This window comes from Burkholderia sp. MR1-5-21, from assembly GCF_053427715.1.
Window position 1 is genome coordinate 57,416 of record NZ_JBSAXD010000018.1, and the last position, 26,288, is coordinate 83,703.

General features: G+C 67.5%; 22 protein-coding genes. 7 read left to right on the plus strand and 15 right to left on the minus strand.

The annotated features are described in order from the left end of the window. Positions 1-138: 138 nt before the first annotated feature. Both ACV229_RS23555 and uraH read right to left on the minus strand, forming a co-directional pair. Positions 139-1,332, minus strand: coding sequence for a urate hydroxylase PuuD (locus ACV229_RS23555; protein ID WP_448085516.1), 1,194 nt, complete (start codon positions 1,330-1,332; stop codon positions 139-141). Between the two features lie 53 nt (positions 1,333-1,385). Continuing rightward, complete coding sequence (gene uraH / locus ACV229_RS23560; RefSeq protein WP_448085517.1) at positions 1,386-1,739, minus strand: hydroxyisourate hydrolase; 354 nt, start codon at positions 1,737-1,739, stop codon at positions 1,386-1,388. A gap of 497 nt (positions 1,740-2,236) precedes the next feature. Between uraH and ACV229_RS23565 the strand changes: the two genes are divergently transcribed. Then, positions 2,237-3,655: an 8-oxoguanine deaminase gene (locus tag ACV229_RS23565; protein ID WP_448085518.1), complete on the plus strand. Its 1,419-nt coding sequence runs from the start codon at positions 2,237-2,239 to the stop codon at positions 3,653-3,655. 115 nt (positions 3,656-3,770) lie between these two features. On the opposite strand, the gene ACV229_RS23570 is transcribed toward ACV229_RS23565, so the two are convergent. Both ACV229_RS23570 and ACV229_RS23575 read right to left on the minus strand, forming a co-directional pair. Continuing rightward, positions 3,771-4,700 carry a LysR substrate-binding domain-containing protein gene (locus tag ACV229_RS23570; protein ID WP_006762467.1) on the minus strand — a complete coding sequence of 310 codons (930 nt, stop codon included), beginning with the start codon at positions 4,698-4,700 and terminating at the stop codon, positions 3,771-3,773. A gap of 169 nt (positions 4,701-4,869) precedes the next feature. Continuing rightward, positions 4,870-5,079 carry a dodecin gene (locus tag ACV229_RS23575; RefSeq protein WP_448085519.1) on the minus strand — a complete coding sequence of 70 codons (210 nt, stop codon included), beginning with the start codon at positions 5,077-5,079 and terminating at the stop codon, positions 4,870-4,872. 114 nt (positions 5,080-5,193) lie between these two features. Here ACV229_RS23575 and ACV229_RS23580 point away from each other — a divergent pair, with 114 nt between their 5' ends. Beyond that, positions 5,194-6,084, plus strand: coding sequence for an NAD(P)-dependent oxidoreductase (locus ACV229_RS23580; protein WP_448085520.1), 891 nt, complete (start codon positions 5,194-5,196; stop codon positions 6,082-6,084). Between the two features lie 162 nt (positions 6,085-6,246). On the opposite strand, the gene ACV229_RS23585 is transcribed toward ACV229_RS23580, so the two are convergent. From ACV229_RS23585 to ACV229_RS23600, 4 genes are all read right to left on the minus strand, one after another. Next, the gene (locus tag ACV229_RS23585) at positions 6,247-6,693 is read right to left on the minus strand and encodes a hypothetical protein (protein ID WP_448085611.1); all 447 of its coding nucleotides are present in this window, start codon (positions 6,691-6,693) and stop codon (positions 6,247-6,249) included. Positions 6,694-7,029: 336 nt separating this feature from the next. Next, positions 7,030-7,470 carry a large conductance mechanosensitive channel protein MscL gene (mscL, locus tag ACV229_RS23590; RefSeq protein WP_448085521.1) on the minus strand — a complete coding sequence of 147 codons (441 nt, stop codon included), beginning with the start codon at positions 7,468-7,470 and terminating at the stop codon, positions 7,030-7,032. A gap of 245 nt (positions 7,471-7,715) precedes the next feature. Then, positions 7,716-8,891: a tetratricopeptide repeat protein gene (locus tag ACV229_RS23595; protein ID WP_448085522.1), complete on the minus strand. Its 1,176-nt coding sequence runs from the start codon at positions 8,889-8,891 to the stop codon at positions 7,716-7,718. Positions 8,892-8,970: 79 nt separating this feature from the next. Further along, complete coding sequence (locus ACV229_RS23600) at positions 8,971-9,651, minus strand: PspA/IM30 family protein (protein WP_448076084.1); 681 nt, start codon at positions 9,649-9,651, stop codon at positions 8,971-8,973. Positions 9,652-10,139: 488 nt separating this feature from the next. Here ACV229_RS23600 and ACV229_RS23605 point away from each other — a divergent pair, with 488 nt between their 5' ends. Beyond that, the gene (locus ACV229_RS23605; protein ID WP_448085523.1) at positions 10,140-12,674 is read left to right on the plus strand and encodes a penicillin-binding protein 1A; all 2,535 of its coding nucleotides are present in this window, start codon (positions 10,140-10,142) and stop codon (positions 12,672-12,674) included. 561 nt (positions 12,675-13,235) lie between these two features. Here ACV229_RS23605 and ACV229_RS23610 read toward each other — a convergent pair. From ACV229_RS23610 to mfd, 3 genes are all read right to left on the minus strand, one after another. Then, a complete protein-coding gene (locus ACV229_RS23610; protein WP_448085524.1) occupies positions 13,236-14,252 on the minus strand; it encodes a threonine/serine dehydratase in 1,017 nt (338 codons plus the stop codon). Between the two features lie 64 nt (positions 14,253-14,316). Then, entirely contained in the window at positions 14,317-15,537 is a 1,221-nt protein-coding gene (gene argE / locus ACV229_RS23615) for an acetylornithine deacetylase (protein ID WP_448085525.1), read from the minus strand. 159 nt (positions 15,538-15,696) lie between these two features. After that, positions 15,697-19,173: a transcription-repair coupling factor gene (gene mfd, locus ACV229_RS23620; RefSeq protein WP_448085526.1), complete on the minus strand. Its 3,477-nt coding sequence runs from the start codon at positions 19,171-19,173 to the stop codon at positions 15,697-15,699. A 109-nt stretch (positions 19,174-19,282) separates the two neighbouring features. Here mfd and ispD point away from each other — a divergent pair, with 109 nt between their 5' ends. Next, on the plus strand, positions 19,283-19,993 hold the full coding sequence (gene ispD, locus ACV229_RS23625) for a 2-C-methyl-D-erythritol 4-phosphate cytidylyltransferase (protein ID WP_448085527.1): 711 nt from the start codon (positions 19,283-19,285) through the stop codon (positions 19,991-19,993). 28 nt (positions 19,994-20,021) lie between these two features. Further along, the gene (ispF, locus tag ACV229_RS23630) at positions 20,022-20,507 is read left to right on the plus strand and encodes a 2-C-methyl-D-erythritol 2,4-cyclodiphosphate synthase (protein ID WP_448085528.1); all 486 of its coding nucleotides are present in this window, start codon (positions 20,022-20,024) and stop codon (positions 20,505-20,507) included. A 123-nt stretch (positions 20,508-20,630) separates the two neighbouring features. On the opposite strand, the gene ACV229_RS23635 is transcribed toward ispF, so the two are convergent. From ACV229_RS23635 to ompR, 4 genes are all read right to left on the minus strand, one after another. Then, positions 20,631-21,158, minus strand: coding sequence for a carboxymuconolactone decarboxylase family protein (locus tag ACV229_RS23635; RefSeq protein WP_006478562.1), 528 nt, complete (start codon positions 21,156-21,158; stop codon positions 20,631-20,633). 76 nt (positions 21,159-21,234) lie between these two features. Continuing rightward, complete coding sequence (locus ACV229_RS23640) at positions 21,235-21,783, minus strand: peroxiredoxin (protein WP_448085529.1); 549 nt, start codon at positions 21,781-21,783, stop codon at positions 21,235-21,237. Positions 21,784-21,982: 199 nt separating this feature from the next. Next, a complete protein-coding gene (locus ACV229_RS23645; protein ID WP_448085530.1) occupies positions 21,983-23,341 on the minus strand; it encodes an ATP-binding protein in 1,359 nt (452 codons plus the stop codon). 43 nt (positions 23,342-23,384) lie between these two features. Beyond that, complete coding sequence (gene ompR / locus ACV229_RS23650; RefSeq protein ID WP_370542727.1) at positions 23,385-24,119, minus strand: osmolarity response regulator transcription factor OmpR; 735 nt, start codon at positions 24,117-24,119, stop codon at positions 23,385-23,387. A gap of 258 nt (positions 24,120-24,377) precedes the next feature. Here ompR and ACV229_RS23655 point away from each other — a divergent pair, with 258 nt between their 5' ends. Both ACV229_RS23655 and ACV229_RS23660 read left to right on the plus strand, forming a co-directional pair. Continuing rightward, on the plus strand, positions 24,378-24,659 hold the full coding sequence (locus tag ACV229_RS23655) for a hypothetical protein (RefSeq protein WP_448085531.1): 282 nt from the start codon (positions 24,378-24,380) through the stop codon (positions 24,657-24,659). A 124-nt stretch (positions 24,660-24,783) separates the two neighbouring features. Next, positions 24,784-26,283: a DUF1800 domain-containing protein gene (locus tag ACV229_RS23660; protein ID WP_448085532.1), complete on the plus strand. Its 1,500-nt coding sequence runs from the start codon at positions 24,784-24,786 to the stop codon at positions 26,281-26,283. Positions 26,284-26,288: the final 5 nt, after the last annotated feature.

The window sequence follows — 26,288 nt, forward strand, 5'->3', positions numbered from 1 at the left end:
CCGGCGGTGCGGGCCCTGCGCCCGATGCGGCATGAACACATCGCGACGCAGCAAACGCAAAAAAAACGGGCCCGTTACCGGGCCCGCGAACGGAGAGGACTTGCGCCGAGGGCCCGGGGGCAGGCGCTGTGCAGCGGCTTACTTCGCCGCGCCACCCTCGAACCACGCGGCGAGCTTCGTGCGCTCGTCGTCGGTCATGTGCGTGACGTTGCCGATCGGCATCGCCTTCAGGCGCACGGCCTGTTCGTAGATGCGCTGCGCGTTCTTCGACACTTCGTCCGGCGTGTCGAACATCACGCCGGCGGGCGCGCTGCCCATCAGCGTCGGCTTCGACGAGTGGCACTCGACGCAGCGCTGCTGCAGGATCGGCATGATGTCGTTGATCACGACCTTCGGCGCGTTCGCGGCCTGCGCTTCCGGCGCGACCGGCTTCGGCGTCGTCCATACCAGCGCGCCAGCCAGCAGCGCGACGCCGCCGATCGGCAGGTACCACAGCTGCTTGCCGCGGTGACGCATCACGAAGAACTGGCGGATCAGCGCGCCGGCCAGCATGATCAGCACGAGCACGACCCAGTTGAACTTGTTCGTGTACGTCATCGCATAGTGGTTCGACAGCATCGCGAACACGACGGGCAGCGTGAAGTACGTGTTGTGCACCGAGCGCTGCTTGCCACGCTTGCCGTAGATCGGGTTCGGCTCTTCACCCTTCAGCATCTTGTCGACCATCTTGCGCTGGCCGGGGATGATCACGAAGAACACGTTCGCCGACATGATCGTCGCGAGCATCGCGCCGACGATCAGGTACGCGGCACGGCCTGCGAAGATGTGGCAGGCGAGGTACGCGGCGGCGACGACATAGAGGCCGACGCAGATGCCGAGCACGCGGTCGTTGGTGCCGAGGATGCGGCACAGCGAGTCGTAGACGATCCAGCCGGCCGCGAGGAAGCCGAGCGCGGACGCGACGGCGACCACCGGGCCCATGTCGAGCACGCTCTTGTCGATCAGGTACGTGTTCGGTGCGAGCAGGTACAGCACGAAGAACAGCGAGAAGCCCGACAGCCAGGTCGTGTACGACGGCCACTTCGACCAGTGCAGGTCATCCGGCATTTCCGGCGGGGCGACCGTGTACTTCTGCATGTTGTAGAAACCGCCGCCGTGGACGTGCCACAGCTCGCCGAACACACCGCGCTTGCGCTGGTTCGGGTCGGTCGGCGGTTTCAGGCTGTTGTCGAGTGCGACGAAATAGAAGGACTCGCCAATCCACGCAATGGCGACGATGACGTGCAGCCACCGCAGCGCGAGATTCAGCCAGTCGGTAATAAAGCCTTCCATGAAACTCCTCCAGACTCAGATCGTTGTCGTGAAACGGGCGGCCGATGCGTGTGTCAGCTGCCGCGATAGGTGCTGTACGACCACGGCGACACGAGCAGCGGCACGTGGTAGTGCGCGCCCGGGTCGGCGATGCCGAAACGCAGCACGACGCGATCGACGAAACGGGGTTCGGGTACCTTCACGCCGATCGACGCGAAGTAGTCGCCTGCGTGGAACACGAGTTCGTATTCGCCGGCGGCAAGCGCGGCGCCTTCGAGCAGGGGTTCGTCGCAGCGGCCGTCGCTATTGGTCAGCACGGTCTTGATCGCGCGGCGCGAATCGCCGTCCAGCGCGTAGAGGTCCACCTTGAGTGCGGCGCCGGGACGGCCGTGCGCCGTATCGAGTACGTGGGTAGTGAGCTTTCCCATTCGCAATTGTCCTTGTGTGAATGCGAGGTTCGGCGGCGACTCGATCCATGGACTGTGCGGCGGATCGAGGCTCCACGTCACGTGGCTACATACCCGTCGGCGAGTTGAAGCGAGCGCCGTGCAGGCATTGTAAAAAGGTTCTCTTTGCAAATTCGCGCGCGATAGCAAAGATAATGCGCCGCGCATGAGCGGCTGTCGACGGTGCGCGAAAACCCGCCGCGACGCGGTCCGGCACGCCGCTGTGCGGCCCGCGCGCGTACCATATCGAAACCGTGAAGCGCGATATTCGGTTTCGCGCATTGTGCGCGGCGCGCGCCTGGGCGATCCTCCCGCCGTGCGCGTCGGCTCCGGCCGGCGCGTACCCCGAAGACGGCGAGCACGCCGGGTAACCGGGCCAGGGCGTTCGAACGGACGCAGGCACGGTGCGTGCCGCGCCAGCGCTTCGCGTTCGAACGGCTTTGCGAATGCCCGCAAGGGCTGATCGACGCGGAGAACGCATGAACCTCGAGCAGCACTCCGGCGCGCACGCACGCGCGCCGCACGATTCCCCATCCCGCCCCAGAACCCTGCTGGTCAAGCACGCCGACGTGCTCGTGACCATGGACGACGCGCGCCGCGAGCTGCGCGACGCCGGGCTTTACATCGAAGACAACCGGATCGTCGCGGTCGGCCCGAGCGCCGAGCTGCCGGACACGGCCGACGAAGTGCTCGACCTGCGCGGCCACCTCGTGATCCCCGGGCTCGTGAACACGCACCACCACATGTACCAGAGCCTGACGCGCGCGATTCCGGCGGCGCAGAACGCCGAGCTGTTCGGCTGGCTCACGAACCTGTACCGGATCTGGGCCCACCTGACGCCCGAGATGATCGAGGTGTCGACGCTCACCGCGATGGCCGAGCTGCTGCAGTCCGGCTGCACGACGTCGAGCGATCATCTGTACATCTATCCGAACGGCAGCCGGCTCGACGACAGCATCGGCGCCGCGCAGCGGATCGGCATGCGCTTTCACGCGAGCCGCGGCGCGATGAGCGTGGGCCAGCGCGACGGCGGGCTGCCGCCCGACTCGGTCGTCGAGCGCGAGCCGGACATCCTGCGCGATGCGCAGCGGCTGATCGAGACCTATCACGACGAAGGGCGCTACGCGATGCTGCGGGTCGTCGTCGCGCCGTGCTCGCCGTTCTCGGTGAGCCGCGAGCTGATGCGCGATGCCGCGGAGCTCGCGCGCGAATACCGCGTGTCGCTGCATACGCACCTTGCGGAAAACGTCAACGACATCGCGTACAGCCGCGAGAAGTTCGGGATGACGCCCGCCGAATATGCGGAGGATCTGGGCTGGGTCGGGCATGACGTGTGGCATGCGCACTGCGTGCAGCTCGACGACGCGGGCATCGGCCTGTTCGCGCGCACGGGCACCGGCGTCGCGCATTGCCCGTGCTCGAACATGCGGCTCGCGTCCGGCATCGCGCCCGTGAAGAAGATGCGGCTCGCGGGTGTGCCGGTCGGGCTCGGGGTCGACGGCTCGGCGTCGAACGACGGCGCGCAGATGGTCGCGGAAGTGCGGCAGGCGCTGCTGCTGCAGCGGGTCGGTTTCGGGCCCGACGCGATGACTGCGCGCGACGCGCTCGAGATCGCGACGCTCGGCGGCGCGAAGGTGCTGAACCGCGACGATATCGGTGCGTTGAAGCCCGGCATGGCGGCCGACTTCGCCGCGTTCGACCTGCGTCAGCCGTTGTTTGCCGGCGCGCTGCACGATCCGGTCGCGGCGCTGGTGTTCTGCGCGCCGTCGCAGACGGCGTACACGGTGGTGAACGGCAGGGTCGTCGTACGCGAAGGGCGGCTGGCGACACTCGACCTGCCGCCCGTCATCGAACGCCACAACGCGCTCGCACGGTCGCTCGTCGAAGCGTCGCGCTGACGCGGCGAGGCTGCCGCGCGCGAGTGGCGGGAATCACGGGCGCGGCTGTCGCCGCAGCCCGCCGCCGGCCGTCGCGGTGACGATTCACGGCGACGGCCGGCGACATCGCGTGCGGTTACGCCTCGATCAGCGTGCGGGTGGCCTCGGCGACGAGGCTGCGCAGCCAGCGCACTTCGTCGGAGTAATGGCAGCGCTCGTGCCACAGCTGGTAGTACTGCATCGGCGGGAAGTCGAGCGGCGCCGGCACGACCGACAGCGGCAGGAACTTCGCATAGTGGTCGGCGAACAGGCGCGTCGTCGTGAAGATCAGGTCCGACTTCACGAGCACGTACGGCGCGAGGTTGAAGTACGGCAGTGTCACGACCACGTGGCGCTTCAGCCGCTCGCGCGCGAGATGCACGTCGATCGCGCCGCGCTGGCCGACCGAGTACGGCGTCGGCGCGAGGTGCGGCGCGTTCAGGTACTGGTCGAGCGTGAGGCCGCCGCGCTTCGCGAACGGATGCGTGTTGCTCATCAGGCAGACGATCTCGTCGACGAACAGGTTCGACAGGTGCAGTTGCTCGGGCGGCTCCGGCCAGTTGCCGACGACGATGTCGAGCTTGCCGTCCTCGAGCGCGAGCTCGTAGTCGAACGCGGGCCCGAGCGAGTGGAACTCGAGCGTCGCGTTCGGCGCGGCCTGCCGGAAGCGCTCGACGACGGTCGGCACGAACAGCACGTTCAGGTAGTCGGGGCAGCCGATCCGGTAGCAGCGGATCGACGTGGCCGGGTCGAAGTTGTGCTGCTGGAACTTGATGCGCTCGATCTCGCGCAGCGCGTTCTGCACGGGCTCGAGCAGGCGCAGCCCGTATTCGGTCGGCACCATGCCGGACTTGCCGCGCACGAGCAGCGGATCGCCGGTGATGTCGCGCAGGCGCCGCAGCGCGGCGCTGATCGCGGGTTGCGACTGGTTCAGTTTGACGGCCGCGCGCGTGACGCTGCGCTCCATCAACAGGGTGTGCAAGACGCGCAAGAGGTACGTGTCGATCGCCTCGCGTTGCTGACTCATGATTTCTCCGTTTATATGTCCGGGCTGATCGAGGGGCAGTGGGGATATATGATTTTTAATATGAACGAAAGGCAGCGTCAAGAGATGGATACCCGCACGTGCCCTCCGGCGCGGCGCTGGCCGCGACGGGAACGACGTGCGGGGATGCGGGCGTAACGGGGCGCGCGCGTCAGTCGTCGATGCGCAGACCGACTTTCAGCGTCACCTGCCAGTGGATCACCTGGTTGCCTTCGATGTGGCCGCGCGTCTCGGTCACCTGGAACCAGTGCAGGTTGTGCAGCGTCGCCGCGGCCTTCGCGATGGCGTTGCGGATCGCGTCGTCGCTCGATTGCCGCGACGAGCCGGTCAGTTCGATCAGCTTGTAGGTGTGGTCGCTCATGATGCACTCCCTGCCGTGTCGGGTTCTGTTGCGGGCGCGGCACGTGCGCCCGGCTAATTGAGTGATAGGTATGATGGGCGGCAAGTTCAACCCATATCGGAGACGAGGGATATCGTGGAAGTCGGATTTTGCGGACCGGGATTGATGGGCGCGCCGATGATTCGGCATCTTCTGGCGGCGGGCCACCGGGTCGGCGTATGGAACCGCACGCGCGCGAAGGCGGACGCGCTGGTCGCCGACGGCGCGTATGCCGTCGACACGCCGCGCGCGCTCGCGGAGCAGGTCGAGACGGTGCTGCTGTGCGTGCTCGACGCGCGCGCGGTCGGCGATGTCGTGTTCGGTGCGGACGGCCTGCTGTCCGGCGACGCGTCAGCGCGGCGCGTGCGCCGGATCGTCGATCATTCGAGCATTCCGCCCGGCGTGACGCGTGCGTATGCGCAGCGCGCGGCAGGGCTGGGCGTCGGCTGGGTCGATGCGCCCGTATCGGGCGGCGTGCCCGGCGCGCAGGCCGGCACGCTCGCGGTGATGGCGGGCGGCCGCGCAGCGGATCTCGATGCGGCACGGCCGCTGATCGACACCTACGCGGCACGCATCACGCACATGGGCGACGCGGGCGCGGGCCAGACCGCGAAGCTGTGCAACCAGGCGATCGTCACCGCGACGGTCACGGCGATTGCCGAGGCGGTCGGCCTCGCGCAGGCGAGCGGGATCGATGCCGCGCGTCTCGCGCAGGCACTCGCCGGCGGCTGGGCCGATTCGGTGCTGCTGCAGACGTTCGTGCCGCGCATGACGTCGGGCGGGCACGCGCCGATCGGCGCGCTGAGCACGTTTCAGAAGGACGTCGATGCGATCGCCGACGCGGCGCGCGAGACGGGCGCCGTGATGCCGGTGTCGGCGACCGTGCAGCAGGTGCTGCGGCTCGGCGCGGCGCAAGGTCTCGCCGAGGCGGATTTCGCCGCGTTCATCGACATCGTCAGGCCGGGCAACGGGCGCGGGCGCGCGTAACGGCAGCGCGGGCCGCGCATGCCAACACGCGTGCCGGCCGGCTCGTGCTCGAGCGTGTTCGTGCATCGGGAGGCAGGGCGGCTCATGCGCCGTCGCAACGAACGGCACGCGTGAATGACAGATGGGCCGCGCTGTGGCGGCCCATCGAAAGTCGGCGTCGAATCAGCCGAGCGAGCGAGGTGTCGTGTCGCCGGCGTTCTGCCGGCCGAGCCCGCTGCGCAGCGACGCTTTCGTGCCCGCACCAAATTCGGGCAGGATGCGCGCGCGGGCGCGGCTCGCGAACACGAGGAAGCCGAAGCCGTTCGCTTCGTACCAATAACCACCATTCTCGAGGCCGTCGAGCGGCTGCTCGAGCGCGTTGGCGATCGACTCGATGCAGCGTTTTCGCAGCTCGGCGATCGCCGGATACGGCGGTTGCGCGCCGCGCACGCTGCACAGGAGCACGTCCAGGCCGGGAAGCACATGCGCGTACAGCACCGGTTCGTCCTGCGCGCGAGCGCGTGCGATCTTGGTGTCGAGCTGGGCGAACGGTTTCGAGTGGCGCAGTACCGCGAGGAAAGATTCCTGACCGTCCTGCTGCGCGCGTCGACGTTTTTTCGGGAAGGACATAAACACTCGCCTCAAAAACAATTGCAAGAAATGCGGCACTTTCATGCGACCCACTCCCGGCTATGCGCGCCGCATGTCGATCCTTTATAGCACACGAAAATGCCGTGCTCGTGCGGTGCGACGAATCGATGTCTCCCGTCGACCCGCTGCCACGATCGACACAGTCAGCGCCTGGCGCCTGTACTGTCGTTTAGTCTCCATCATAGACCCGCTTCGCAGGCGCGTGCATTCGCACGTCACAAAAAAATGCGATGCGCATCGCACGGCGGCCTCGACCGCGCGGCCATGAAAAAAGCCCGCGCGAGGCGGGCTGGTCGGATTCAGGCGGGCGGGCGCTCAGCGCTGCTTCAGCGAATCGCGGATCTCGCGCAGCAGCACGGTGTCTTCCGGCGTCGGAGCTGGCGCGGCTTCCACGGCTTCCACGGGCTTGCGCAGCTTGTTGATGAATTTCACCATCAGGAAAATGATGAACGCGAGGATGATGAAGTTGATCAGCACCGTGATGAACGAGCCGTAGCCGAACACCGCGACGCCGGCTGCCTGCAGGTCCTTGAACGAATCGGGGTTACCCTTGAACGACGGCGGAATCGTGCCGAGCTGGACGAATTTGTTCGAGAAATCGAGGCCGCCCGTCAGTACGCCGATGACCGGCATGATCAGATCCTTCACGATCGAGTCGACGATCTTCGAGAATGCGCCGCCGATGATCACGCCGACGGCGAGATCCATCACGTTGCCCTTGACGGCGAACTCCTTGAATTCCTTGATGATGCTCATGAGCGGCTTTCTCCTGTGTGGGGCAATGGGAGGCGTGCCGCGACGCAATTGCGTCGAACTGCATCGAATTGAGGGTCGGTGGCACGCCGATGGCCGCATGATAGCGAACGTGCCCCAATGCCGATAGCCCATCTTGAAATGATTGACAAATCGGCGCCGCGCCGCTGACGCGGTCGGGAATGCGAAGGAATGCGCGTGGGTCCGGGGTGTCGGGCGTCGCGTGCCGACGCCCCGGATCGTGCGGGTCAGCTGTTGTTGTCGTTCCAGCCGTCGTCGTTGCTGCCGAGGTCGACGCCGCCGCTGCCGCCGCTGCCATTGTCCCAGTTCGAGTCGTCGCCGCGGCCGAGATCGAAGCCCGGATCGGCTTCACGCCGGCGGCGCTCGTCGTCGACGATCACGTCGCGCTCGACCACGCGCTCACGCCCGCCCGACATTGCCTCGCCGAGCAGCACGCCGGTCAGCAGGCCGCCCATCCCGCCGCCGAAGCCGCCGCCTTGCTGGATCACGACGGGAGGCTGCTGTTGCTGCGGATACTGAGGCGGATAGGGCTGCGGGTAGGGCTGGCCCTGCGCGCCGGTCACCCGGTCGGCTTCCTGCGCGAACACGGAGCCGCCAGCGGGCGCGGCCGGCTGCGCGGCCGGATCGGGCCGGCCTTCGACGCGCGCCTTCACGCTTGCGTGGCGCTTCTCGAGTTCGTCGACGCGATACGACGGCACCGGATTCTTGCCGTTCGACAGCGCCTCGACGAGTTCGCGCGCATCGGTTTCGATGCCTTCGATCTCGCTCGTGAGCGCAGCGGCACCGGGCGCCGTCGACAGCCGAGCATCGAGCTTCAGCGGACGGACGTCGTTGAGCACGTCGGTCGCGCGCTTGAGCTGCACGCGGCGTTCGTCGTCGGCGCGGCGGTCGTCGGTCGAACGCGCGCGCCGCAGCGTCCAGCGCAGCACCAGCGCGATCGCGGCGACGATCAGGCCGAGGCCGATCCACATGCCGGCCGACGGGCCGTGCTTTTCAGTCGGCGCTGCGGGCGCCATGCCCGGCGCGAGCGACGACTGCAGCGTGCCGGCGCCGGTGCCCGGCTGCACGTTGCTCACGCGCCCGGCGTCCGCGCGGATGCGCGCTTCCGTCTGCGCGAAGCGAGACGGATCGGTGAAGCGAAGCTGCGGATCGAGCGTCTTTGCGCGCTGCAGCTGCGCGAGCGCGTCGGCTGCGCGGCCTTCGCGGTCGAGCACCTGTGCGTACAGGTAGTGCGCGTGCGCGTTGTTCGGATGGGCGTCGATGACCTGCGTCAGCTGCGTGTCGGCGCGTTGCCAGTCGCGCTGCGCGATCGACTGCTCGACCTGCTGCAGCGACGGTACCGCAAACGCGGCGGACGACAGCATCATCAGCGAGAAGCCGAGAGCGGCGAGGGATTTCTTCATGGTCGAATCGGGCGCGTGCGCCCGTCTCCTTGCGTTCGGTCCGCGCCGCGCGCCCGGACGGGGCGGCGGCGCGCGCCGGTTACTGCGCGGGCGTGTCGAGCTGCTTCTTCAGCGCGGCGAGACGGTCTTCGACCGACGGGCCCTTGTTCAGCGCGGCGAGCTTGTCGTCGAGCGCCTTGCCGCTCGACGTGTCGGCCGAGTTGATGCGGGCGTCCGAGCGTGCGTTCTGCAGCGCGACCTTGTCCTCGAGCTTCTGGAAGTCTTCCGACAGGTTCTTGCCGCCGATGCCGCCGAGCGCGGTTGCCGCGACGTCCTTCGCCTGCGCGATTTCCTGCTTCGCCTGCAGGATGTTCGAGCGCGCGTTCAGGTCGTTGCGGCGCTGGCGCATGTCGGCGATCTGCCCCTTCAGCTTGTCGACCGACGGCTCGAGCGTCGCGAGTTCGGCCGCGAGCGCATCGCGCTCGGCTTCGGCGTTCGACTGCGCGCCGAGCGCTTCGCGTGCGAGCGCTTCGTCGCCGGCCTGCAGCGCGCGCTTCGCGCCGTCTTCGTATTTCTTCACCTTGTCGTCGGCCGCATCGCGCTTGCTGCGCTGGGTCGCGACCTGCGCCTCGATCTCGATCAGCGAGTTTTCGGCGCGGCCGATGCTGTCGTCGAGCTCTCGCACGATCTGGCGTGCATCGCGCGACGGATCCTGCACCGAATCGGCCGCGTCGTTCATGAGGCCCTTGATCGTGCGCGAAATAGAGTCGAAAAGCGACATGAAATCCTCCGTGTTTGAAAGGCGCCGCGTCGCTGCGGCATGGCCTGTGGCGGGGCCGGTTCCGGACCGCCAATGCCGGCGGATATTACACCACCGGGTCACTTAAATACGGCTTAAACGCGCGATATCAAGCGGTGCGAATGTACGGTTGCCCCGCGGCCGCGCCGCGTTCGCTCGTGCGGCGCGGGCGTCGGCGCCAGTCTTTCGTCATTGAAAGGTTGCGGGCCGCACGCCTGCCGCGTCCCGTGTTCATGATAGGCCGCACGGGCGGGCAAAAAGACGCGCGAATACACGGCGTGAGGGAATTTTTACAAAAAATCGCGAAGCCGATCGGTCGATTTCATTAAAATGCGCTGTCACGTCGCGGGAACGGATCGCCGCGCGACGGGGTCTGTCGACGTGACAGTAGCCACGAAGCACCCATCTCTGATTCATCCGCTTGCATTCCGCATGCGTCCGAGGGCGCCGCGCGCGCCCGACATTCCGACATGCCAATTATCAAACGACCGTCTTCTTCTCCCCAGCGGAACGAACCCCACTACACGCTGCGCCGTTCGCCGTCGGGAGCCTATTACACCGATGACGACGACCGCGATGCGCACCGCGCGTCGCCGGATGGCGGCGGGGGCGGCCGAGGCCGCCGCTCGTTCGGCTCGCGCGTCGCGCTATGGTTCGTGGGCCTTATCGTCACGCTGGCGATCGTCGGCGCGCTGATCGTCGGCTACGCGCTCGTCGTGATGGCGCCGCAGCTGCCGTCGCTCGATGCACTGACGAACTACCAGCCGAAGGTGCCGCTGCGTGTCTACTCGGCCGACCACGTGCTGCTCGGCGAATTCGGCGAGGAGCGCCGCAGCCTCGTGCGCTTCCAGGACGTTCCCGACGTGATGAAGAAGGCGGTGCTCGCGATCGAGGACTATCGCTTCTACGAGCACGGCGGCGTCGACTTCCTCGGCATCCTGCGCGCGGGGGTCGCCGACCTGATGCACGGCGGCGCGCGGCAGGGCGCGAGCACGATCACGATGCAGGTCGCCCGCAACTTCTTCCTGTCGAGCGAGAAGACCTACACGCGCAAGATCTACGAGATGCTGCTCGCGTACAAGATCGAGAAGGCACTGACGAAGGACCAGATCCTCGAGCTGTACATGAACCAGATCTACCTCGGCCAGCGCTCGTACGGTTTCGCCGCGGCCGCGCGCGTGTACTTCGGCAAGGACCTGAAGGACATCACGCTCGCGGAGGCCGCGATGCTCGCAGGCCTGCCGAAGGCGCCGTCCGCGTATAACCCGGTCGTCAATCCGAAGCGCGCGAAGGTGCGCCAGGAGTACATCCTGAAGCGGATGCTCGAGATCGGCTACATCACGCAGCCGCAGTACGATGCGGCGATCAAGGAAGAGATCCACGTGCGCACGCCGGGCAACCAGTACGCGGTGCACGGCGAGTACGTCGCCGAGATGGTGCGGCAGATGATGTACGCGCAGTACAAGGACGAAACGTACACGCGCGGCCTGACCGTCACGACGACGATCAACGCGGCCGACCAGGAAGCGGCCTACCAGGCCGTGCGCCGCGGCATTCTCGACTACGAGCGCCGTCACGGCTATCGCGGGCCGGAAGCTTTCATCAAGCTGCCGGCGGCGGGCGACGACCGCGACGAGGCGATCGACGATGCCCTCGCCGATCACCCGGACAACGGCGACCTGCAGTCGGCGGTGGTGCTGTCCGCCGCGCCGAACGCGGTCGACGTGCAGTTCGTCGGCGGCGCGACGACGACGATCGGCGCGGGCGGGCTGCGTTTCGTTGCCGCCGCGCTCGGCCCACGCGCGAACGACGCGCTGCGGATCAAGCCCGGCTCGATCGTGCGCGTGATGAGGGACGCGAAGACCGGCTGGCAGATCGTGCAGCTGCCGCAGGTCGAGGGCGCGCTCGTCGCGATCGCGCCGCAGGACGGTGCGATCCGTTCGCTCGTCGGCGGCTTCGACTTCAACAAGAGCAAGTTCAACCACGTGACGCAGGCGTGGCGCCAGCCGGGCTCGTCGTTCAAGCCGTTCATCTACTCGGCGTCGCTCGACAAGGGCCTCGGACCGGCGACGATCATCGACGATGCGCCGCTGTACTTCCCGCCGAGCATACCGGGCGGCACCGCGTGGGAGCCGAAGGACGACGACCAGCCTGACGGTCCGATGTCGATGCGCACGGCCCTGCAGCGCTCGAAGAACCTCGTGTCGATCCGCATACTCGCGTCGATCGGCACGCAGTACGCGCAGGAGTACGTGACGCAGCGCTTCGGCTTCGATCCGACGAAGACGCCGCCGTACCTGCCGATGGCGCTCGGCGCGGGTCTCGTCACGCCGCTGCAGCTCGCGACCGGCTACGCGGTGTTCGCGAACGGCGGCTATAAGGTCGATCCGTACCTGATCGCCGAGGTCGACGATGCGCACGGCCAGCCGCTGCAGAAGGCGCAGCCGGTGATCGCGGGCAGCACCGCGCCGCGCACGATCGAAGGCCGCAACGCGTACGTGATGAACAGCCTGCTGCACACGGTCGCGACGGCCGGCACGGGCGCGGGCACCAACGCGCTGGGCCGCGCCGACCTGCAAGGCAAGACGGGTACGACGAACGATGCGAAGGACGGCTGGTTCGCCGGCTACCAGCAGTCGCTCGTCGCGGTCGCGTGGATGGGCTTCGACCAGCCGAAGAGCCTCGGCAGCCGCGAATTCGGTGCGCAGCTCGCGTTGCCGATCTGGGTGACCTACATGCGCACCGCGCTCAACGGCGTGCCCGAGCAGCCGATGGCGATGCCCGACGGGCTGACGGCGATCGACGGCGAGCTGTACTACGCGGACCGCACGCCGGGCAACGGCTTCGTCGGCAGCGTCGACATCAACCCGGCCGCCAATGCGATCAGCGCGAACGACGCGCTCGGCTCGGCCGGCGCGGCGGGCCTCGCGCCGCCGCCGCCGCCGCCCGTGACGCCGCAGGAGAAGCAGCAGATCATGGACATGTTCGAGGGCAACAAGCCCTGATCGGTGAAGGCGGGCGCTTGCTGCGTCCGGCGACACGACGAACGGCGGCCGCGCAATGCGGCCGCCGTTTCTTTTATCCGGGCGACGGAGTCGGGCACGCGCAGCGAAGGGCGGCGCGCGCTTGCGTGAGCGATGCGCGACCCGGCCGGGCAATAGCGGCAACATACGGCCTTAACGTGCAGCGGCCCACGACGCATGCGGGCCGGGCGAATCCTTTTGCATCAAGGACTTGGCCTGCCGATCCCGACCTTATCAACATGCCTGTCAACAAAAATTGTGGATAACCTGCGGTAGCGGCAAGCGCTGCCCAATTCGCAATGCAACCGGGGGCGTTGGCATTTTTTCCAGTTGAAACAATGACTTGGCGAGCTTGTTGGAAAGTTCTCCACAATTCTTTCAACAGGAATTGGGGATAACCCGAGGTTCCGCCGCGTGCACGGCGCGGCCGTTGCCGCAATTGGCGTCGCACCGGGAAAGCTCAGTCCGATCAATGGGTTGGCGCAGTTTCCCGAAACTTTTCAACAGGCTCTTCAACACGAACCGTGGATAACCTTGCGTGTGTCAACGCTGCAGCTTCGCGTGCGCGAGATGCATGCCGAGCGTGACCGGATCGGTGTTCGAGCCCGACAGCAGCACGCCGACCCGCTTGCCCTGCAGCGTTTCGCGCAGCGGGCCGAGCAGCGCGGCCATCGCGGCCGCGCACGCCGGTTCGACTGCGAGCTTCAGGTGCGAGAACAGGAACAGCATCGCCGCGCGCAACGCGTCGTCGGACACGGTGACGATGCGCTCGATATGGCGCCGGCACAGCTGGTAGCTGTATTCCTCGGTGTGCGGCGCCATCAGCGAATCGGCGATCGTGTGCATCGCGGTCATCTTGACCGTGTGATTCGCCGCGAAGCTGCGGCTCATCGCGTCGGCGCCTTCCGGCTCGACGCCGTACACGCGCACGCGCGGGTTCGCGAGCCGCAACGCGGTCGACACGCCGGCCGCGAGCCCGCCGCCGCCGATCGGCACGATCACCGCGTCGAGGTCGGGCGTCTGCGTCGCCCATTCGTAGCCGAGCGTCGCGGTGCCGAGGATCGTGTGATAGCCGTTGAACGGATGGATGAAGAAGCGGCCTTCCTCGGCCTCGATCCGGCGCACGAGGTCGAATGCCTGCGAGGCGCTTGCGGCCAGCACGACCTCCGCGCGGTACTGCTTGCATTGCGCGATGCGCGTCGGGCTGGCGGTCTGGAACATCACGACCTTCGCGCTGCTGCCGAGCCGCATCGCCGCGAACGCGACCGCGGCCGCATGGTTGCCGGCCGACACGCAGGTGACGCCGGCGCTCTTGCGCGCTTCGTCGAGCGCGAGCAGATGCGTGAACGCACCGCGCGCCTTGAAGCTGCCGCTAGCCTGCAGCAGCTCGAACTTGAAGTTGATGTGCGTGCCTTCGAGCGACGGCAGGTCGGCGCGTTCGAAGACCGGCGTGCGCGCGAGCCACGGCGACAACGCGAAGTGCTGCGCGGCGATTTCGTCGAGCGTCGGGATCGGCTCGCCGTCGATCGTGTGGGCGGTGCCCTGTTGTGTAGTCGACATGGCCTGGCGTGTGGGCGGGGGAGTGAACCGGCCCGCACACGCAGGCCGGCGTGGCGGGGAACGGTCAGTGCGCGTCGACCGACATGCTGCGAATGAACTTCCGCAGGAACTGCTCGCATGCGGCCAGCTGCGCGAGTTCGACGTATTCGTTCGGCTTGTGCGCCTGCTCGATGTTGCCGGGCCCGCACACGATGCTCGGGATGCCTGCGCGTTCGAACAGGCCGGCCTCGGTGCCGTATGCGACCTTACGCTTGTCCTGGTCGGCGGTCAGCGCGCGCACGAGCTGCGTGATCGCCGCCTGTTCGGTCGCGTCGAGACCCGGCGCCGCGGCGATCTTCGAGAACTCGATCGCCGCGTTCGGATGCTCGCGGCGCATCTGCGGCAGCAGCGTTTCCTGCGCATACGCCTCGATGCTCGCGAAGATCGGTTCGGGATCGAGCGTCGGCAGGTTGCGGAACTCGAAGTCGAACCGGCATTCGGCCGGCACCGTGTTGATCGCGTTGCCGCCCTGGATTGTGCTCGTCTGCGCGGTCGTGAACGGCACGTCGTACAGGTCGTCGAACGGGCCTTCCGCGCGGAAGCGGTCCGCGATGTCGCGGATGTGGCAGATCAGGCGCGCCGCGTATTCGATCGCGTTCAGCCCCTTCGGCGTCAGCGACGAGTGCGCCGCATGGCCGCGCACGCAGCAGCGGTACGCGTTGATGCCCTTGTGCGCGATGATCGGCCGCATGCTGGTCGGCTCGCCGACGATGCAGCCGGACGGCTTCACGCCGCGCTTGACGAGATCGGCGATCATCAGCGGCGCGCCCGCGCAGCCGATTTCCTCGTCGTACGACAGCGCGAAATGGATCGGCTTCGCGAGCTTCGTCGCCTGCATGTCCGGCAACAGCGCGAGCGCCGCGCCGATGAAGCCCTTCATGTCGCACGTGCCGCGCCCGTACAGGCGGCCGTCGCGGATTTCAGGACGGAACGGATCGCTGTCCCACTGCTGGCCGTCGACGGGCACGACGTCGGTGTGCCCGGACAGCACGATGCCGCCGTCGGTCGTGCCGTCATGCGCGGGCACGGTCGCGAACAAGTTCGCCCAGCCTTCGCGCGGATCGTGCGTGAGCGTCGACGCGATGCCCTTCGCGGCGAGCGCGTCGCGCACCGTTTCGATCAGGCCGAGGTTCGGCACGCGGCTCGTCGTGTCCATCGACACCAGTTGCTTGACCCAGGGCAGGCTGACGAGCGACGCGTCGCCTTGAGTTGCGGCGGACGGCACCGTCGCGTCGAGAGTGGACATGGCTGAACTCCGTCTGATGAATGGGAAAATCATACTCAAAAACGGTGCGGCCCGCCCCTGCGGGCCGCCGTGCGGTGCAGCATCGCCGCGTGCCGGCGCATCAGGACGCGTCACGGTGCGTCACGGTGCGTCACGGTGCGTCGTGGCGCCGAACCCGTGTCAGCGCGATGCAGCGGCCGCGCCTTGCCGCGGCGTATGGCCAAGCGCGCGCAGCGTCTCCTTGATCGTCGACACGCGGATCGCGAGATCCGGCGAACGCGTCTCGATCCGCAGCCGGTCCTGGCCGGCAAGCTTGATGTGCCGATGCTTCTGCACCATCTCGATGATGCGCATCGGGTCGATCGGCGGATTCGGCTCGAACTGCAGCCCGATCGCCACTTCGCTCGCGTCGATCTTCACGATGCCGAGCGGTTTTGCGGCCAGGCGCAGGCGGTGCGTCTCGACGAGTGCGTGCGCCTGCGGCGGGAGCTTGCCGAAGCGGTCGATCAGTTCCTCCTGGATCCCGTCGATCGAGTCGCCGTGCTCGCAGTTCGCGAGCCGCTTGTACAGCGACAGCCGCTCCTGCACGTCCGTGCAGTAGTCGGCCGGCAGGATCGCGGGCGCGTGCAGGTTGATCTCGGTCGTCGCGGCGAGCGGGGCGGTGAGGTCGGGCTCCTTGCCGTTCTTCAGCGCCTTCACCGCGTCGTTCAGCATGTCCGTATAGAGCTGGAAGCCGATCTCGTGGATCTCGCCCGACTGCTTGTCGCCGAGCACCTCGCCGGTGCCGCGGATCTCGAGGTCGTGCATCGCGAGATAGAAGCCGGAGCCGAGCTCTTCCATCTGCTGGATCGCCTCGAGGCGGCGCTGCGCCTGCTTGGTCAGCGCCTGCGGATCGTGCACGAGCAGGTACGCATACGCCTGGTGGTGCGAGCGGCCGACGCGGCCGCGCAGCTGGTGCAGCTGCGCGAGGCCGAATTTGTCCGAGCGATGCATGATGATCGTGTTCGCGCTCGGCACGTCGATGCCGGTCTCGATGATCGTCGTGCACAGCAGCACGTTCGCGCGCTGCGCGACGAAGTCGCGCATCACGCGCTCGAGCTCGCGCTCGTGCATCTGGCCGTGCGCGATCGCGATGCGCGCCTCGGGCACCAGTTCCTCGAGCATCGTCTTGCGGTTCTCGATCGTCTCGACCTCGTTGTGCAGGAAGTACACCTGGCCGCCGCGCTTCAGCTCGCGCAGCATCGCCTCGCGGATCACGCTTTCTTCCTCGCGGCGCACGAAGGTCTTGATCGCGAGCCGCTTCTGCGGCGCGGTTGCGATCACCGAGAAGTCGCGCAGGCCCTCGAGCGCCATCCCGAGCGTGCGCGGGATCGGCGTCGCGGTCAGCGTCAGCACGTCGACCTCCGCGCGCAGCGCCTTCAGCGCCTCCTTCTGGCGCACGCCGAAGCGGTGCTCCTCGTCGATGACCACGAGGCCGAGCCGCTTGAACTGCACGTCCGACGACAGCAGCTTGTGCGTGCCGATCACGATGTCGACGCTGCCTTCGTTGATCTGCGCGATCGCCGCGTTGACTTCCTTCGCGGTCTTGAAGCGCGACAGCTCGACGATCCGCACCGGCCAGTCGGCGAAGCGGTCCGCGAAGGTCTGTGTGTGCTGCTCGGCGAGCAGCGTCGTCGGCGACAGCAGCGCGACCTGCTTGCCGCCCATCACCGCGATGAACGCGGCGCGCAGCGCGACTTCCGTCTTGCCGAAGCCGACGTCGCCGCACACGAGGCGGTCCATCGGCTTGCCGCTCGTCATGTCGCCGATCACCGACGCGATCGCCGCAGCCTGGTCGGGTGTCTCCTCGAAGCCGAAACTCTCGGCGAATTTCACGTAGTCGCGCGGATCGAGCGCGAACGCGTGGCCTTCGCGGGCCGCGCGGCGCGCGTACAGGTTCAGCAGCTCGGCGGCCGTATCGCGGATCTGCTGCGCGGCCTTGCGCTTCGCGCGCTCCCACTGGCCCGAGCCGAGCGCGTGCAGCGGCGCGCTGTCCGGATCGGCGCCGCTGTAGCGCGAGATCACGTGCAATTGCGCGACCGGCACGTAGAGCTTGCTTTCGCCCGAGTATTCGAGATGCAGGAACTCGGTCTCGCCTTCGCCGAGGTCCATCGACACGAGGCCCATGTAGCGGCCGATGCCGTGCTGCGCGTGCACGACCGGATCGCCGACCTTCAGCTCGGACAGGTCGCGCACCATCGCGTCGACGTTGCTGGCCTGCTCCTGCCGGCGGCGCCCCGCGCGGCGGCCGAGCGCGCCGTACAGCTCGGTCTCGGTGACGACCGCATAGCCTTCGCACGGCACCGCGAAGCCGCTCGACAGCGGCGCGACGCCGAGCGCGAACGGCGCCTCGCTCTCCAGCCAGCCGGCGAAGTGGTCGTTCGATGCGGGCCGCAGGTGATGCTCGGCGAGCAGTTGCAGGATCGTTTCGCGGCGGCCCGCCGATTCGACGGTCAGCAGCACGCGCTTGCCTGACGTTTCGACGAACGTGCGGAGCGCGGCGAGCGGATCGTCCGCATGGCGGTCGACCGTGAGGTCCGGCAGGCCCGTCGCCCAGCCGCCCGCCGGCTGCGCGGGCAGCACGACGCGCGCGAACGGCTTCGCGAACGTGAAGAAATCCTCATCGGACAGGAACAGGCGCTGCGGCTCGAGGATCGGCCGCTCGCGGTCGTGCGACAGGAACGCATGGCGCTGCTTCGTGTCGGCGGTAAAGCGCCGGATCGACGCTTCGAGGTCGCCCGAGAACACGAGATGCGCGTCTTGCGGCAGGTAGTGGAACAGCGTGGCCGTTTCTTCGAAGAACAGCGGCAGGTAGTACTCGATGCCGGCCGACGGCACGCCGTTGCCGATGTCCTTGTAGATCGGCGCGCGGCTCGGGTCGCCTTCGAAGGTCTCGCGCCAGCGGCTGCGGAACGCGGTGCGCGCGGCTTCGTCGAACGGAAACTCGCGGCCCGGCAGCAGGCGCACGTCGCGCACGGGGTAGAGGCTGCGCTGCGTGTCCGGATCGAATGCGCGGATCGAGTCGACCTGGTCGTCGAACAGGTCGATCCGGTACGGCAGCGGCGAGCCCATCGGGAACAGGTCGATCAGCGATCCGCGCACGCAGTATTCGCCGGGGCGGACGACCTGGCTCACGTGCTCGTAGCCGGCGAGCGTCAGCTGTGCCTTCAGCTTCGCCTCGTCGAGCCGCTCGCCCTGCGCGAACGCGAACGTGTATGCGGCCATGAACGACGCGGGCGGCATCCGGTACAGCGCGGTGGTCGCGGGCACGAGCAGGATGTCGCAGCGGCCTTCGCCGAGGTCGTGCAGCGTCGCGAGACGCTCGGACACGAGGTCCTGGTGCGGCGAGAACGTGTCGTACGGCAGCGTTTCCCAGTCCGGCAGCAGGCGCACGCGCGCATCGGGCGAGAAGTAGCCGATTTCCTGCGCGAGGCGCTGCGCGTCGACCGCGTTCGCGCAGATCACGGCGAGGAGCGGCACGCCGTCGCGATGCGCGGCGAGGTAGCGGGCGATGGCGAGCGCGTCGGCGGAGCCGTGCGTGCCGTCGAAGGCGAAGCGCTGGCCGGGCTTGACGCGCGCGACGGGCGAGGCGAACGGGGTGGAAGCGTTGTCTGGCATAGGGACGGCTGGAGTGGCGTGCGCAGGCGCAATCGCAGTGCGCCGGTCGGGACGAAAGACCTATTATAAAATCCGCTTCTTGATTTCATCTTTCCGGCGTTTCCCCTTCGTGACTTCCCGACTCTTCGCCCTGATTCCCTGCGCCGGCACGGGCAGCCGCTCCGGCTCGGCCGTGCCGAAGCAATACCGCACGGTCGCAGGCCGCGCGCTCCTGCATTACACGCTCGCCGCGTTCGACGCGTGCAGCGAATTCGCGCAGACGCTCGTCGTCCTTGCGCCGGACGACACGCATTTCGACGCGCGCCGCTTCGCGGGCCTGCGCTTCGCGGTGCGCCGCTGCGGCGGCGCGTCGCGGCAGGCGTCGGTGCTGAACGGGCTGCTCGAGCTGACCGAGTTCGGCGCGACCGACCGCGACTGGGTGCTCGTGCACGACGCCGCGCGCCCGGGCATCACGCCGCAGCTGATCCGCACGCTGGTCGCGACGCTGAAGGACGACCCGGTCGGCGGCATCGTCGCGCTGCCGGTCGCCGATACGCTGAAGCGCGTGCCGGCCGGCGGCGACGCGATCGCGCGCACCGAGTCGCGCGATGCGCTGTGGCAGGCCCAGACCCCGCAGATGTTCCGCATCGGCATGCTGCGCGACGCGATCCTGAACGCGCAGCGGGAAGGGCACGACCTGACCGACGAGGCGAGTGCGATCGAATGGGCCGGCCAGACGCCGCGCGTCGTGCAGGGCAGCCTGCGCAACTTCAAGGTCACGTATCCGGAAGACTTCGCGCTCGCGGAAGCGATCCTCGCGCGCGCGCCGCAATCCTCCTGACCCACACTCAACCTCAATCGGAACACGCATGGATTTCAGAATCGGACAAGGCTACGACGTGCACCAGCTCGTCTCCGGGCGGCCCCTCATCATCGGCGGCGTGACGATTCCGTACGAGCGCGGCCTGCTCGGCCACTCGGACGCGGACGTGCTGCTGCACGCGATCACCGACGCGCTGTTCGGCGCGGCGGCGCTCGGCGACATCGGCCGGCATTTCTCCGATACGGATGCCGCGTTCAAGGGCGCCGACAGCCGCGTGCTGCTGCGCGAGTGCGTCGCGCGCGTGAAGGCCGCGGGCTTCACGATCCAGAACGTCGACAGCACCGTGATCGCGCAGGCGCCGAAGCTCGCGCCGCACATCGACGGGATGCGCGCGAACATCGCCGAGGATCTCGGCCTGCCGCTCGAGCGCGTGAACGTGAAGGCGAAGACCAACGAGAAGCTCGGCTATCTGGGCCGCGGCGAAGGCATCGAGGCGCAGGCCGCCGCGCTGCTGGTCAAGCAGGCAGGGTGACGGGCGGGGCCGCCGGCTTCCCGGCGGCTTTCCGACGACGATTCCGGAAATGAAAAATGCCACGCGGCGCACGCGTGGCATTGTCTTTTGGGGCGCGGCCCGGGCGGGCCGCAACCGTGACGCTCATTCGCCTTCGGCGGCGATCACTTGCGCGGCGGCGTTGATCACCGACGCGATGCGGCCGACGTCGCGCAACTGCGTGACGGTCATGCCTTGCTCGTTCTTCAGCAGCGCGTAGTGCGACTTCACGCAGAAGTGGCACTTGCCGACGATCGACGCGGCGAGTGCGTACATCTCGAACTTGCGCTTGTCGACGCCGCCGTGCGTCGCATACGCGCCCATCCGCAGCTCGGCGCGCTGGGTCTTCAGGTCGGCGTCGTCGGCCATCTCGACATACGGATACCACGTGTTGTTCATCCCCATCAGCGCGGCCGCCGTCAGCACGGCGTTCGTCTCTTCGGGCGACAGCACGCCGGCTTCGCGAATCGTCTTCACAAGCACCGTGCTCTTTGCCGCGATCGCTGCCGCGAGCGCGACGCCGACCGCGTCGGTGCCTTCGAGCGACGAGCGCGAGATCGTGCCGTCGAGGTTCAGGCGGATGTCCTTCGCGTAGTCGGGGATGCGTGCCTTAATCGAGTCGATGAATTCCATTGATATCTCCTATGGGTTGGCCGTTAAAAAAGCCCGCAGGCAGCATGTGCGCCGCGGGCTTCGTGCATCGATGCGCTTACAGCGTTGCGCCGCCGACTGCACGGTTGCACGGGCACAGTTCGTCCGTTTGCAGGCCGTCCAGAATGCGCAGGATTTCGTCCGGGCTACGGCCGACGTTCAGGTTGTTGACCGAAACGTGCTGGATCGTGTTGTCCGGGTCGACGATGAACGTCGCGCGCAGGGCCACGCCGGCTTCCTTGTCGCGCACGCCGAGCTGGTCGATCAGCTCGCCCTTGACGTCGCCGAACGCGTAGTGGTTCAGCTTGTCGAGGTCCTTGTGCTCACGGCGCCATGCGAGCTTGACGAATTCGTTGTCCGAGCTGCCGCCGAGCAGGATCGCATCGCGCTCTTCGAACTGCTTCGCGAGCTTGGCGAACTCGACGATTTCCGTCGGGCACACGAACGTGAAGTCCTTCGGGTAGAAGTAGATGACTTTCCACTTGCCCGGGAACGACGCTTCGGTGATCGTCTCGAATGCCGACTGGCCGTTTTCTTCGTGGTGGTTGAAGCCGGGCTTCGCGGCGCCAACGGTGAAGGCTTCGAGTTTATCGCCGATAGTTTTCATGCGGATGCTCCTGTATGAGTTGGGAAGAAGACTCGAGTCAAGCTACTTCGGTGCTGCAACTGCTGCAACGTTGGTGTGACAGCATGGGTCGGATCATAGCACTATCAAATAAGTGCTTCAATAGATTTTAACTAACGCCCCCCATAGATTTCTTCAACCGCCGCGATAGTGTGACGCGCGGCGAGCGTGCGCGCCCGCGTCATGCGGCCGCACGCGCCTTGCCGCCGGGGAATTCGAGCGTGACTTCGAGCCCGGGTTCCGGGCTGCGGTTGCGCAGGCGCAATGCGCCGCGATAGCGGCCGACGAGGCGCTGCACGATGGCCATCCCGAGGCCCGTGCCGTCCGCCTTGGTGCGGGCGGTATCGACGCGGTAGAACGGCCGCATCACGAGCGGGAGCTGATCCTCGGGGATGCCGGGGCCTTCGTCGCTGACCGACAGCTCGACGCGCGCGTGCGACACGCGCGTCTCGAGCGTGATGCGCGCAACGCCGTCCTGACGGCTCTGGCCGTATTTGCGCGCGTTCTCGACGAGGTTGCCGATCACGCGCCGCATGTCGGTCTCGTCGGCCTCGATGACCGCGGTGGGCGCGAGCCGGGTTTCGATCTGCACGCCGTCCTCGCCGGAGACGCGCGCGGCGACTTCCTGCACGATCGTCGACAGGTCGACCGGCTCGGGCTTGCGCTGCGTCGGGCGCGCGTAGTCGATGAACGCGGCGATGATGCGGTCCATCTGCTCGATGTCGTCGACCATCGCGTCCTTGGTCGCCTGGTCGGACGGGCTCATCTCGGTTTCGAGGCGCAGCCGCGCGAGCGGCGTGCGCAGGTCGTGCGAAATGCCCGCGAGCATCAGCGCGCGGTCGGCCTCGAGCTGCTCGAGGTCGCGCACCATCTGGTTGAAGCTGCGGTTCGTGTCGGCCGCGACGCCCATCCCGCGCTCCGGCAGCGGCTCGGGCGCCTGGCCCGAGCCGACCTGGCGCGCGGCGAGCGCGAGGCGCGAGAACGGCCGGTTCACCAGACTCGTGATGAACGCGGAGCCGAACAGCGACAGCGCGAGCGCGAACAGGCCCCAGCCGGCCCACTGCAGGCCCGTGACGGTGTCGAGCTGGTCGCGGTCGAGCGCGACCCAGTAATCGTCGTCGTCGATCTTGAAGCTGATCCACACGCCGGGGATGTCGTTGACCGACTGCGCGATCACGGTATCGTCGCCGAGACGGCTGCGGATGTCGTGCTCGATCAGGCGGTTCAGCGACTCGTCGGGCTGCAGCTTGAACTTGTCGGTCTTTTCGCGCGGATACACGCGCACGCCTTCGTTGCTCTCGAGATCCTGCAGCAGCGCGCGGCGCAGGTCGGGATCGGAATAGAGCAGTGCGGTGCGCGTGAGCTTCACGATCGCGACGAGCTGCAGCGCCACGCGCTGCGCGCGCGGCTCGCGCTCGATCACGCGAAAGCTCTGGAACCACGCGGCGAGACTGACCGAGATCAGCAGCGCGATCAGCAGGAAGGTGCGCCAGAACAGCCCGCCGAAGGCGAGCTGCAGGAGGCGCCGGTCGATACGCATGGGACGTGCCGTAAAAGACGGGCGAAACCGGAAGGTGGGAAGGTCAGGCCGCGCCGTCCGGGATGAACACGTAGCCGAGGCCCCAGACGGTCTGGATGAAGCGCGGGCTGCCCGGATCCGGTTCGATCAGCTTGCGCAGGCGCGAGATCTGTACGTCGAGGCTGCGGTCGAACACTTCGTATTCACGGCCGCGCGCGAGCTCCATCAGCTTTTCGCGCGACAGCGGCTGGCGCGGATGGCGTGCGAACACCTTCAGCACCGAGAATTCGCCGGTCGTCAGCGGAATTTCCTGGCCGGATTTCGTCAATGTGCGGGTCGCGAGATTCAGCGAGAATTCGCCGAATTCGAACACCTCGGTCGTTTCCGACGGCGCGCCCGGCAGTTCGGCCGGCGCCTGGCGGCGCAGCACCGCGTGAATGCGCGCGACGAGTTCGCGCGGATTGAACGGCTTCGGCAGGTAATCGTCGGCACCCATCTCGAGACCGACGATGCGGTCGACGTCCTCGCCCTTGGCCGTCAGCATGATGATCGGCGTGCGGTCGTTGCTGCCGCGCAGGCGGCGGCAGATCGACAGGCCGTCTTCACCCGGCAGCATCAGGTCGAGCACGAGCAGGTCGAAACGCTCGCGCACCCAGAGCTTGTTCATCGCGGTCGCGTTCTCCGCGACGTACACGTTGAAGCCTTGTTCGCCGAGGTAGCGGCGCAGCAGATCGCGCAGGCGCGGGTCGTCGTCGACGACGAGAATCTTGGAGGGGTTTTTCGTTTCCATGAACGGCATCTTATCGCGAATGGGAAAGGGCGCACGGCCGGGGATTTTGGCGCGTTACAGTCAGTTACAAAATTTACCCGTGGTGTGGCGCGGAGTAAAGGCACGCTATAGAGATTCCTTTACTCGAAGCCGAAATTCGGTAGATACTCCCTGCACTTCATCTTTCATGGTTTGCACACCCGATTTCCGCAGGGTTTTTCAAGTACCAGAGGTAGCCGGTTGCCGCGTGACGAAGGGAACAAATCGACCAAAGAAGCGAGGACGGTCATGCGATCTGCCCGGATTGCACTGATGCTGACGATCGCGCTTGCCGGTCCGTATGCGTCGAACTTCGCATATGCACAACGTCCCGAGCAGGGCGCCTCGTCGCGCAAGCCGCCGCCGCGCGGCAAGGCGCCGCAGGCCGACCGCGGCGCCGACACCGTCGCCCGTTCCGCCGTGCCTCCCGATCTCGAGCAGCACCGCCGCGACGGGCACATGACGCCCGAAGAGCGCCACTTGCTGCGCCAGCACATCGAAGACGCGGTCCGCGAGTTGTACAAGCGCTGATCCCGCGCGTCGCGCCGAAACGTCAAACCGAAAGAATCCGTAGCAATTTTGCAGTCAACTTGCGCCTGCCGGATGCCGTTGAATCGGCACATGCGCGCATTGCGCGCTTCGGGAGCCGACGACAATGAGTCAAGCGAATGCCGCTGCGCGGGCGCAATCGCCCGCGATGGAAATGCCGCTCGACGCGGACGATGCGCTGTTCTTCCTGAGCCGGACCGGCTTTTCGCCGGCACCCGCCGACGTCGCGCGGCTCGTCGGCATGACGCGCGCGCAGGCGGTGGCCGACGCGCTCGGCAACGTGCGGCGCGAGCCCGTCGCGACGTGGCCCGACTGGCTGGCCGAACTGCCGCCGACGCGCGCGGAACGCCAGGCGCTGACGCCGGACCAGCGGCGCGACGAGCAGCGCGCGCGCAACCAGCGTTACGACGCATTACGCGCGGCGTGGGTCAACGAAATGGTCGTGACGCCGTCGCCGCTCACCGAGCGCATGACGCTGTTCTGGCACGGCCACTTCACGTCGGGCCAGGACAAGGTGCCGTATCCGCAGACGATGGCCGCGCAGAACGCGCTGCTGCGACGCGAGGCGCTCGGCAATTTCGGCACGTTGCTGCATGCGGTCGCGCGGGATCCGGCGATGCTGCAGTACCTCGACGGCGCGAGCAATCGCAAGGGCCGCCCGAACGAGAATTTCGCGCGCGAGGTGATGGAGCTGTTCACGCTCGGCGAAGGGCATTACACGCAGCGCGACGTGACGGAAGCCGCGCGCGCGATGACCGGCTGGACGACCGATCCCGATACGCTGCGCTTCGTCGTGCGTCCGGAGTGGCACGATGCCGGCGACAAGACGATCCTCGGCGAGACGGGCCCGTTCGACGGCGACGGATTCCTCGACGTCCTGCTGGCGCGCCCGGAGACCGCGCGCTTCATCGCGGCGAAGCTGTGGCGCGAGTTCGTGTCGGACACGCCGGAGCCCCGCGCGCTCGAGACCGTCACCGGCCGCTTTCGCGCGAGCGGCTACGAGATCGGCGCGGCGCTCGACGCGTTGTGGTCGACCGACGCGTTCTGGGATCCGCGCAATCGCGGCGTGCTCGTCAAGTCGCCGGCCGAATTCGTCGTCGGATCGGTGCGCCTGTTCGACGTCGGCTACGGCGATCCGCAGATGCTCGCGAACACCGTGCGCACGCTCGGGCAGAACCTGTTCTATCCGCCGAACGTGAAGGGCTGGCCTGGCGGGCCGACGTGGATCAACAGCTCGACGCTGCTCGCGCGCAAGCAGTTCGTCGAGCAGCTGTTCCGCGCGACCGAGACGGCCGGCGTGCGTCCGGCGACGACCGCCATGCGTCCGGCGACGGCCGGCGGAAGTCCCGGCATGATGGCGGCGGCCGACCATGGCGGCCCTCGCGCGATGCCGGCGAAGCCCGGGCGCGGCGGCTTGCGCTTCGATCTCGAGCGCTGGCTCGCGCAATACCGCGCGCGGCCGCAGGCGATCGCGGGCCTGTCGACCGAGCTGCAGCTGCAGCATGCGGTGCTGCCGGTGCCGCCCGTCGCGGCGATCGATACCGGCTCGACCGGCAGCGCGTATCTCGAGGCGCTGCTGATGGATCCGGCGTATCAACTGAAATGAACACG

Coding starts and splice junctions, on each gene's coding strand:
- ACV229_RS23555 (WP_448085516.1), bottom strand. CDS start 1,332: ATGGAAGGCTTTATTACCGACTGGCTGAATCTCGCGCTGCGGTGGCTG.
- uraH (WP_448085517.1), bottom strand. CDS start 1,739: ATGGGAAAGCTCACTACCCACGTACTCGATACGGCGCACGGCCGTCCC.
- ACV229_RS23565 (WP_448085518.1), top strand. CDS start 2,237: ATGAACCTCGAGCAGCACTCCGGCGCGCACGCACGCGCGCCGCACGAT.
- ACV229_RS23570 (WP_006762467.1), bottom strand. CDS start 4,700: ATGAGTCAGCAACGCGAGGCGATCGACACGTACCTCTTGCGCGTCTTG.
- ACV229_RS23575 (WP_448085519.1), bottom strand. CDS start 5,079: ATGAGCGACCACACCTACAAGCTGATCGAACTGACCGGCTCGTCGCGG.
- ACV229_RS23585 (WP_448085611.1), bottom strand. CDS start 6,693: ATGTCCTTCCCGAAAAAACGTCGACGCGCGCAGCAGGACGGTCAGGAA.
- mscL (WP_448085521.1), bottom strand. CDS start 7,470: ATGAGCATCATCAAGGAATTCAAGGAGTTCGCCGTCAAGGGCAACGTG.
- ACV229_RS23595 (WP_448085522.1), bottom strand. CDS start 8,891: ATGAAGAAATCCCTCGCCGCTCTCGGCTTCTCGCTGATGATGCTGTCG.
- ACV229_RS23600 (WP_448076084.1), bottom strand. CDS start 9,651: ATGTCGCTTTTCGACTCTATTTCGCGCACGATCAAGGGCCTCATGAAC.
- ACV229_RS23605 (WP_448085523.1), top strand. CDS start 10,140: ATGCCAATTATCAAACGACCGTCTTCTTCTCCCCAGCGGAACGAACCC.
- ACV229_RS23610 (WP_448085524.1), bottom strand. CDS start 14,252: ATGTCGACTACACAACAGGGCACCGCCCACACGATCGACGGCGAGCCG.
- argE (WP_448085525.1), bottom strand. CDS start 15,537: ATGTCCACTCTCGACGCGACGGTGCCGTCCGCCGCAACTCAAGGCGAC.
- mfd (WP_448085526.1), bottom strand. CDS start 19,173: ATGCCAGACAACGCTTCCACCCCGTTCGCCTCGCCCGTCGCGCGCGTC.
- ispF (WP_448085528.1), top strand. CDS start 20,022: ATGGATTTCAGAATCGGACAAGGCTACGACGTGCACCAGCTCGTCTCC.
- ACV229_RS23635 (WP_006478562.1), bottom strand. CDS start 21,158: ATGGAATTCATCGACTCGATTAAGGCACGCATCCCCGACTACGCGAAG.
- ACV229_RS23640 (WP_448085529.1), bottom strand. CDS start 21,783: ATGAAAACTATCGGCGATAAACTCGAAGCCTTCACCGTTGGCGCCGCG.
- ACV229_RS23645 (WP_448085530.1), bottom strand. CDS start 23,341: ATGCGTATCGACCGGCGCCTCCTGCAGCTCGCCTTCGGCGGGCTGTTC.
- ompR (WP_370542727.1), bottom strand. CDS start 24,119: ATGCCGTTCATGGAAACGAAAAACCCCTCCAAGATTCTCGTCGTCGAC.
- ACV229_RS23655 (WP_448085531.1), top strand. CDS start 24,378: ATGCGATCTGCCCGGATTGCACTGATGCTGACGATCGCGCTTGCCGGT.
- ACV229_RS23660 (WP_448085532.1), top strand. CDS start 24,784: ATGAGTCAAGCGAATGCCGCTGCGCGGGCGCAATCGCCCGCGATGGAA.